The 8,487-nt window shown below is 40.5% G+C and carries 7 protein-coding genes and 1 tRNA gene; 1 reads left to right on the top strand and 7 read right to left on the bottom strand.

Going from position 1 to position 8,487, the window contains the following annotated elements; genetic code table 11:
• Positions 1-182: 182 nt before the first annotated feature.
• The 7 genes from VGT41_04725 to VGT41_04695 form a co-directional block, all read right to left on the bottom strand.
• Positions 183-259, bottom strand: a tRNA-Met gene (locus tag VGT41_04725).
• Between the two features lie 175 nt (positions 260-434).
• Complete coding sequence (locus VGT41_04720; GenBank protein ID HEV2601578.1) at positions 435-1,154, bottom strand: hypothetical protein; 720 nt, start codon at positions 1,152-1,154, stop codon at positions 435-437.
• 79 nt (positions 1,155-1,233) lie between these two features.
• Positions 1,234-1,617 (bottom strand): 4'-phosphopantetheinyl transferase superfamily protein, encoded by a 384-nt coding sequence (locus tag VGT41_04715; GenBank protein HEV2601577.1) that lies wholly within the window; start codon positions 1,615-1,617, stop codon positions 1,234-1,236.
• Between the two features lie 11 nt (positions 1,618-1,628).
• A complete protein-coding gene (locus tag VGT41_04710; protein ID HEV2601576.1) occupies positions 1,629-2,429 on the bottom strand; it encodes a hypothetical protein in 801 nt (266 codons plus the stop codon).
• A gap of 44 nt (positions 2,430-2,473) precedes the next feature.
• Positions 2,474-2,821: a hypothetical protein gene (locus VGT41_04705; GenBank protein HEV2601575.1), complete on the bottom strand. Its 348-nt coding sequence runs from the start codon at positions 2,819-2,821 to the stop codon at positions 2,474-2,476.
• Between the two features lie 291 nt (positions 2,822-3,112).
• Positions 3,113-3,463 carry a hypothetical protein gene (locus VGT41_04700; GenBank protein ID HEV2601574.1) on the bottom strand — a complete coding sequence of 117 codons (351 nt, stop codon included), beginning with the start codon at positions 3,461-3,463 and terminating at the stop codon, positions 3,113-3,115.
• A 310-nt stretch (positions 3,464-3,773) separates the two neighbouring features.
• Positions 3,774-5,315 (bottom strand): YifB family Mg chelatase-like AAA ATPase, encoded by a 1,542-nt coding sequence (locus VGT41_04695; GenBank protein HEV2601573.1) that lies wholly within the window; start codon positions 5,313-5,315, stop codon positions 3,774-3,776.
• A 382-nt stretch (positions 5,316-5,697) separates the two neighbouring features.
• On the opposite strand from VGT41_04695, the gene VGT41_04690 reads away from it, so the two are divergent.
• Positions 5,698-8,487: a hypothetical protein gene (locus VGT41_04690; GenBank protein ID HEV2601572.1), complete on the top strand. Its 2,790-nt coding sequence runs from the start codon at positions 5,698-5,700 to the stop codon at positions 8,485-8,487.

Genomic DNA, 8,487 nt, shown 5'->3' with positions numbered 1-8,487 from the left:
GCGCTTGACCCCAGTTACTCTGCGAAATTGTGCCTCTGATGATGATTTTAATTTTTCATATTTCATGTTCTCATAACCTTTTTTTATATAAACAGATCATGAGTATGCCATAAATTTTATGGTTTCAGAAGAGGTCTAATGAAAAAGGCCTTGTAAATACAAGGCCTTAATTTTGATTTTCTTGGTTGCGGGGGCTGGATTTGAACCAGCGACCTTTGGGTTATGAGCCCAACGAGCTACCAAGCTGCTCTACCCCGCGATATTCCGAAATTAATATCAAAATTGACTTATTGAAAAGATCGATCAATTTTGATTTCTATTATCTTTAGATTAAAGACATTTAATTCTTTGTCAAATAAAGTAGAAAAATAAGTTTATGCCCTATTGGAAAAACGCCCTAAAATAACTGCTTTCTGCTGGTTAGGCATAGAGAACTAGCTATTTTTCACCGTTTTTTCAACTTCAGCCTCTTTTTCAAACCACATTTTATAGATAATAATTGAACCAACAACTGATAAAGGCACTGCTAAAAATAATGCTATATCTCCTATTTGCGCCATGTTTCTTGTAGCAGCACATTGTCTATCCAATTTAATACTTAATTCATGCAAATCTTTATAGAATTGATTGTTTGCATGCTGCATTTCCTCTATAACCTTATTTGCAGCCGCTTTATCGTCAACTGGCGTATTTTCAGACCCCTGATCTTCCGCTGCCTGCACCCTACGCCCATATTTATTATATTTATAACTTTCTGGCTTTTCAAATTGATGATCTTTAATCGCTTCCAAAACATCTGCTTTGTACGATTCATGATAGTGTAAGATATCTTTCAGAATAAAATGTTTACCACCCACAACAATCGGAACAGCCAATAAACAAGCCCCGCCAACAAGAGTCCCAACACTGGTTTTTATTGCTCTTCCCACAGCAACCGTGCCATCTTTTACCCCAGTTGCGGCTGCAACGACACCATTTTTTACACTACCTCCTGCTGAACATGTAGTATCACGCGCGAAAGAAAGTACTTGGACAAGGCCTTTTCCCACTGATTCGCACACCTGATCGAATTCTACAGCAACCGCATACTGCATCTGTGCTGCCCCAACTGAAAACAACAAAGCATATACAACTTTTTTAGACGAACTATTCATTCGAAATTCCTCAAACCGTTAACGATAACTTTTTTATTATATTGATATTACTTTATAATTCTAAACGAATTTTACATTTTCACAATTCTAATACCACATACGCGGTCGCAACTGTTTTAGTATGCGTTATAGAAAGATGAATCCGGATGCCCTGCTGATCATCAAGTCCAAGTAGGCGCCAATCAACAACTAAATATGGGGCACCATTGCCTCCATGCAGCACTGCCACGGCCCTGCACACCGTAAGTAACGAATATCGATTGCCTGGATATGCTGCGTGCAACCCTTTGCAAAACGCCTCTTTAGCAGCAAAGCGAGCAGCCAACCGTTCTGCTTTTTTTGCCGGGTTGCTGCTCGCATAATTAATTTCATCATGAGAAAAGATTCGTGATAATTGCTGAGATGAATAACCAATCCAGGATACACATCGTGCAACTTCAACACTATCTATCCCGATGCCCATAATCATATTTTTTATCGAGATATGCCGATTAGCGCTATAGCGATAAGCAATGATAATCCGCCCACAGCAACTGCTGCTGCTTCAGCCTCAGCCTGTCGCTTTCTCGCATCTTTATAGGCTTTCATAGAATGATAATTACCTTTTGCTTGAACCACATCAGATGACTCAAGCTGCTTAACAAGCGCTTCAACTTGTTGCGCAGCAAATTCGGCCCGTTCAGCTGAATGCGCAATAGATTCAAGTAACTGCTTTGCGTCTTGCACAATCGTTTTTAAGTCCTGTGTTGCAATCTTATCAGATTCAACCTGCTGAACCAGCCGCATCAATTGAGAAAGCGCAGTCTCCTGCACATCTTCTTTTCTCTTACGCGATGGGATTTTATTAATAGATTTTTGAAGCCATGTTTGATACAAAATAACTGCGCCCATTATAGAAGCAGGTACTGTCGCACAAAAAGCTAAGGTAACGTTTGCTGCCCACTGCTTACGAATACCTTCACGATTAAGAAAATGCAATACAGGCAACCTTGATGATTCATCAAAATTCATTTTATCAAGCGAATCTTTAGCCGCTGTATACAATTTAGCAAACATCTCTTTATCAGAAGTCATTACCTTAAATACACCATTAATCGGCGCCGCAAGGAATAAAGGTAATCCAACTACCGTCGCAACAGTTTTTTTAACGGCATTGCCTACTTTAGATACTATGCCCGCTGGTTTAGGTTTATTGGCAACCACATATCCTGTCTGACCAACTGCACCTGAAAACAAAACAATTAACAATGCTGTTTTTTTTAAAGAACCATGCATTATAAATCCTCCCAACACATTTACGATATATACCCTACAAGAACTTACCATCTTTTAATCACTTTAGCCCAAGTTACGTACAGCATAGATAATCCAGCAAAAGAAATTAAGCCACGCATTGTCACATGAGCTCCCCGATTAGCAGGCATGCTTATATACGGACTTAAAAACCCTGGTATCTCCTGATGCTGTAATAACCAAATCGCTGCCAGTGTACTTGCCGCTGTATTTCCAATATAACCAACTTTGTGCGCGATTGCTTTAATCTGCGCTATTACCGGCGTCGTATTAGAGCTTTTCGTACATGATGCTTGCGATTCTATACGCCCTGTATACCCAAAGAATGTCATAGATACTATGCTGATCATTACTACTTTCGCGATATCCTTCATAGCTATTCCTTTTTAAAAAATACAAAAAACACTGTAATAATGATACTTTAGGTGCATTAGATATGCAACACCTTGGCAGATAACGAGCGATAACAGATGTTGCTCAACAGCCTTGTCGGTTGGCCTCATGCGCGGCCTTCAATGCTTTACATACAATATAGGATCCGGCCAGAAATGCAGCGGGGGTAGATAAGCGAATACCATAATAGGTAAGTGCCAACGCGCCTTCCCGGAAAAAATGGATAGCAGGTTGTCCCCTATAAGGCAAATAAATCCTCATCCCTCCTTTGGCTAATGCAGGTACTGGAGGGGAAAAACTACAAATACGCCAATTATGGGGTCTGCGTTGTATCTACGCAATGTAGTGAGTTGTGCATATGCACTGTCCAACCACCCACGACCAACTCTAGTTGATAAAAAAGATTCAAAACCAATACCCGCTGGCATTGTCGCCATTAGACCAATCCCCACAGCCAAACGCTTTTTATTAACGCCAGTTTTGGATTTTTCGCTCAGCGCACCTTCAACAGGAGTCTCTGGCTTTTTTGCCATTAATAGCTGGGCTTCATGACCCCTGATTTGCCCAGTAAACATACAAACTGCCACCAAAGGCAATGTCATTTTTTTTAATAATCTTTTCATGTATGAATCCCCGATCGACACAAAAGAGAAAAAACATTTTATAAATAGCTAAAAACACTGTAATAATAATACTTTAATGGCGACAAAATACAATATGTCGTGGCTGCAAGAACCGCAAAGGTCTGTCCGAAAAATCTTTGCTATATTAAAAAACCGATCCATTGATCCAAGAGTTTATTAGGTGTCTTGCTGTGACAGAAGATATATGGCCCGTAGTAGGGCCGCGCTACGCTTTCACTTCGCTCGCGACAAAAGAGAAGACAAAATCCTCTTCTCAAAAATCCGCATCTTTGGGTCGAGTTCGCGTTACCTAGATACGCTGACTATCACGATTCTGGTCAAGCGAACGATACATAATCGCCTCTTGAATATGTGGCACATCGATTATCTCTTTTTCTTCTATATCCGCTATGGTACGGGCAACCTTTAGAATCTTATGATACCCTCGCATGCTCAAATTAAGCACATCAAATGCTTTTTTGACCACAGCTTCCGCTGCGGGAGTCAATATGCAATGCTGCTCTATCTGATCTGAACGCATATTAGCGTTTCGCATAGTCGGATTGCCAAATCGTTTGTTCTGCGCCTGCAATGCCCAATTAACTCCAACACACATTTGCTCTGAGCTCATTGATAGTTGATCTGTTTTAACCGTATCATAATCAACTCCTTGGACATGCACCTGAATATCAATCCGATCAAGCAACGGTCCTGAAAGTTTTTCTAAATACCGACCAACTTGCTGTTGACTGCAGCTACATGCACGCTTTTTATCGCCCCAGTAACCACATGGGCATGGATTAAGGGCTGCAATAAGCAAAAATGAAGCCGGAAATGTTATTGATTGATTAACGCGAGAAATATTCACCTGCTTATTTTCAAGCGGCTGACGCATCACTTCAAGCGTCGTACGTTTAAATTCCGTAAGTTCATCTAAAAATAAAATGCCGTTATGGGCTAAGCTAATTTCTCCTGGTTGTGGATAGGAGCCTCCTCCAACAAGACCGGCTTGCGAAATTGTGTGGTGCGGATCACGAAAAGGGCGCTGCGCGATCAACGGCGTGCCATGCAATTTACCGGTAATAGAATAGATTTTGCTGGTCGCAAGCACTTCATCAAAGGTCAGGCGCGGCATAATACTCGGCAACCGTTTTGCAAGCATCGTCTTTCCCGATCCTGGGGGACCGATGAATAAAATGTTATGCGATCCTGCTGCAGTTACCTGCAATGCACGTTTTGCCTGATATTGCCCCTTAACCTGAGAAAAATCAACCGATGATGTTGATTCTTGTTCGCTATAATTATCGAAAGAATTTTGGGTTGGCGCGATCTCATATTCACCACGCAAAAAAGCAACTAATTCCGTTAAATGGGAAACTCCAATAACTGTTAAATCTTTAATAAGTGCTGCTTCATGGGCATTTTCTTTTGGTACAATGACCCGTTTTTTGCCAAGCTTATGTGCATCATAGGCAATGGCAAGCGCTCCCTTTATGAACCGAATACTTCCATCCAATGAAAGTTCACCCATCACCAATGTTTCTTGCAGAAATGATAGCGGAACCTCTAAATGACCTGCTGCTTGTAAAATTCCGACAGCAATCGGTAGATCAAATAAAGTTCCTTCTTTTTTTAAATCAGCAGGAGCTAAATTTACGGTGATCCGTTTGCAGGGCAAGCGAATACCACTGTTTTTAAGGGCCGTTTGAATACGTTTACTACTTTCTTTTATTGCGGTATCAGGAAGGCCAACAATATAAAATTGAATAAGTCCAGGAGATAAATCAACCTCTACTTCCACAGAATGCGCGTCAACACCAATGGTGGTCGCTGAAAATATTTTAGCTTGCATATAATAACCATACATAAATAAAAACACTGCTTATATCAAAATGAATCGTAACATATAATTTTTTATTTTGATATAAGTTCAATTGAATATAGACAGGCTGGCAAAGAGCCTATCCAAAATTTAAGATTTAATTTCTTTCAACAGAACAAACGCTATGGACTCATGAATAATAGTCTTAGCATTCTTGACACCCGATCGTCTTCGCGACGACGATCGGAGGCTTTTTTGTCTCGATTAGTTTTTAATATGGCAAATAAATATATTCAGATTTTCCGGGTCAGCTCAAAGTCCATAGTGGTAGTTTTTGTCAAAATTTTTTACAATAAAAACCTATGATTACAAAAAAGACCTACCGTTCTTTACCATCTTAAGGAATACGAATATGATGAAGCGTACAAAAAATTCCTGTAATTCCTCTATCGCTACATTATTGCTTTTTGCTTGGGCGACTTCTATATCTCCCCATATTGTCAAAAAACATGATCCTACAAATCCTACAAAAAGTTCAGATAAAACATTTGATTTCTCTGTGCAACAATACATCACGCGTCCGGCAGGTGATATGGTATATGTTGCAGCCCATCCTGCTACAAAAAAAAACCTGGCAAAAGAATACTCCATTACAGCGCTTTCTTATGACGGCAGACCATGTTTCGGATTAATGAAAGAAAAAGTGACTATCGATGGAGAAAAAGATCAAAAAAATCCTTTGCATGATACTGGCATTGCGCATCTTGCTCTGGTTGCCACACAAGCCGATGTCAGCTTTATGAGCCAAGCGCAAGGAAATATGTTTCATGAAAGTCTTCTTGCAGTGCCCGCAGATGCACCATCCGATATTTATTTTCTAGAAACTATCGGCAGCGATTCTTTATATGTAACACGTCACATTAAAGATGCATTTGGCATACCATCCACCGGAATAGTCAGATTACTCGGCAGCATTGGCGATATGTCATTTTGTTTAGCGGCAGTAAAAAGTTCACAAGGAGAATTTGGACAACCAGGTGGTGGGATTGCCGTTATCAATATTTATAAGCATGTTACAGGAACAGGATCAGTAAAGAAAGCCGCTATTTGGCAACTTGATGCACAACTGAGCGCAAACGTACCGCGTGCATACCCCATTGACTGCAGTACTAAAACAGCAAAAATAGGCAATGATCTTTCTGCTGTAGGATCAGTAATTGATATGCATTGGGATGCAAAACTCAAACGTCTCTATGTTGCTCTACAAGTAACTGCAGGGCCAGAGCAAAATGATGGTGCACGTGCGTTACTCGTTGGCGCATTCACACCACAAGGTGCACTTATTTTTGTACCAATCGCACCCGATCACCTATTTACCTCGAACAATCACATTATCGGCACGCGAGGTGCAGAACAATCAGTATCTCTGCATCATGTACGTACATTTTGGCCCACATCACATCTTCCTTATCTTCTGGTAGTAGGAGGCAATGGCACCCCACAAGAAACAAAAAACCAACTGTATTCATTGCCACTTGTTGATAGAAGATTTCAAGAAAATAGCGCTGCTGATAACATCGCACATGGTACATTGGCCTGTAAAAGCGCAATTCCACAGGAGCTCTTTGCTAAAAACAGCCCTAAGCAACTCATACACCGTGCATTTCTTGAACCGGCAAAAGAAGCAGACGATATGTATACTACAGACGCTATAGATGATAATAGCGCCACACGTGTGGGAAATGGTCCTCTTACCGCGGGAACTATTGATGCAATTGAAGCACACGGCGACTCTGTTTTTGTGCTCGTATCAGATAATCAAATCAACACTGCGCCCGGCATTTACTATTCACAAGCTATCTTTGACAAAGACGGAAAAATAGCTGCCTGGAGCTCATGGAAACGCGCAGCACATCCATCTACTAATCTTTTTGGATTTACCTATCACGACAAGACTGGAATTTTTTGTACATTGCAAGGCACAACCAAACAAGAAATTAATACTATTGCAGCGACAGAATGGGGCAAAGGGCACGCTCTTGCACCATTACAAAGTTGGTTCAGCAGCTCTTTCCCTCAAGAACAGGGGGGAGTTTTTGGCTTATTTGAATTCCCACACACCATCACTCCTGGCATTGCCACAACCTCTTTGCTCATTGCAACAGGACGTAATAAAGTTGCGTGCATAACAACAGAATCTAACCATAATACAAAAAAAACAACTCCTGTTATCGAGCCGGATACAACACAATATCTACACGGTCTTATAGATCGTTCCCATAATAATACGATTACACTCTGCACCGGCGGTGCTCTTAATCAAATCGGCGATATCTATGCAGCGGAAATAGGATGGACTCCAGCAAAAGGTGGTTTATTATTTGTTGCTGGTGAAAAAGGAGTTGCGATATTAACTGACCAAAAGGGCAAGGGATGGCAATCAGATCTACAAACGACTCTTAATAACCTTACCGACAAATTAGAATTTAAAATAATCAGCAATGAACCTAATGTTAAAAAACTGATTTTTGATAATGGGTATTTATACATTCTTACCCCAATAAAATTAGAACGCATACATATCAGCAGCCCCGATTATTCAGCCGCAACAATCGCACAAATATCCCAAAAAACGGACCGGCTGAATGATGTTATCGTTTCAAACTCATACATTCTTCTAGCAACAAAAGAACAGTTATTAGAAACAACTATAACAAACGAATCACAACCAAACTGGTCTACTGTTTCCGTTCCTTATAAAACAAAATCCACCTATCATTTGACCGCGATTACCACCACCGGGCGAGAACAAGATCTTGCTTATGCACAACATGGAATGGTATATGCAATGAGTAAATCAGCGGAAAGAGAAGGGACTGCGCTGTCCCGTTTTGCAATAAAAACCGCACATAATAAAACAACTGCCTCTCTGATACGAGACAGTATATATAATAATGAGCTATACCCCCTCTATACATTTACCCAATTTAATAAAAGTTTTACCACTGATGGCGCATTATATCTTCATGCAGTGGAAAAATCTCACACTGACATACCAGGTCTAAAACTTGGCCTCTCTCTCTCTGCATTCTATGCCCCGATTGATATACAAAATACAAAAGGTATCTCACACATATTACGATCTGAGGCACTGGGAACATGGATTGCCATTGGAGATTTTGGCATACGAGTAAATGAATAA

The sequence above is a fragment of the Candidatus Babeliales bacterium genome, from assembly GCA_035944115.1.
Taxonomy (GTDB): domain Bacteria; phylum Babelota; class Babeliae; order Babelales; family Vermiphilaceae; genus DASZBJ01.
This window is presented reverse-complemented; position numbering and strand designations above follow the sequence as displayed.